The 570-nt window shown below is 75.3% G+C and carries 1 protein-coding gene; it reads left to right on the top strand.

Annotated elements, in window-relative coordinates; all coding sequences use genetic code 11:
- Nucleotides 1–84: 84 nt before the first annotated feature.
- A partial coding sequence (locus QOL99_RS17480; protein ID WP_285525687.1) for a LamB/YcsF family protein occupies nt 85–570 on the top strand: 486 nt, incomplete at its 3' end.

Raw genomic sequence — 570 nt, 5'->3', positions numbered from 1 at the left:
GGAGGAGGCGCACGCCGCGCTGCGGGCACGGGAGCGGGAGGTGCGCGGGGCCGAGGCGGCGCTGCGGTGGTGGTACAAGGAGCCATGAGCCAGCACACCACCGACCTCAACGCCGATCTGGGCGAGGGCAGCCCGCACGAGGCGCTGGTGATGCCCCACGTCACCAGCGCGAACATCGCCTGCGGGGGCCACGCGGGGGACGCAGAGACGATGCGCGACAGCCTGCGCCTCGCCGCGCGGCACGGGGTCGCGGCGGGCGCCCACCCCGGCTTTCCCGACCGCGAGGGCTTCGGGCGGCGGGAGCTGCACTTTCCGCCAGACGAGGTGACTGCCTTTGTGCGCGAGCAGATCGAGGCGCTGAAAGCCGCAGCGGCGCGCGAGGGCGTGCGGCTCCGGCACGTCAAGCCGCACGGGATGCTCTACAACATGGCCGTGCGGGACGCGGCGCTGGCGCGGGCGATCGCGCGGGCGGCGGCGGACTCGGGGATCAGGCTGTATTTCGGGCTGGCGGGCGAGGCGTCGGTGATGCTGCGCGAGGCGGCGGCGCTGGGGCTGACCCCGGTGGGCGAG

It is taken from the genome of Deinococcus rhizophilus, from assembly GCF_030271215.1.
GTDB classification, from domain to species: Bacteria; Deinococcota; Deinococci; order Deinococcales; family Deinococcaceae; genus Deinococcus; species Deinococcus rhizophilus.
Note: the sequence above shows the minus strand (reverse complement) of the source record. Positions and strands in the feature narration are given on the sequence as shown.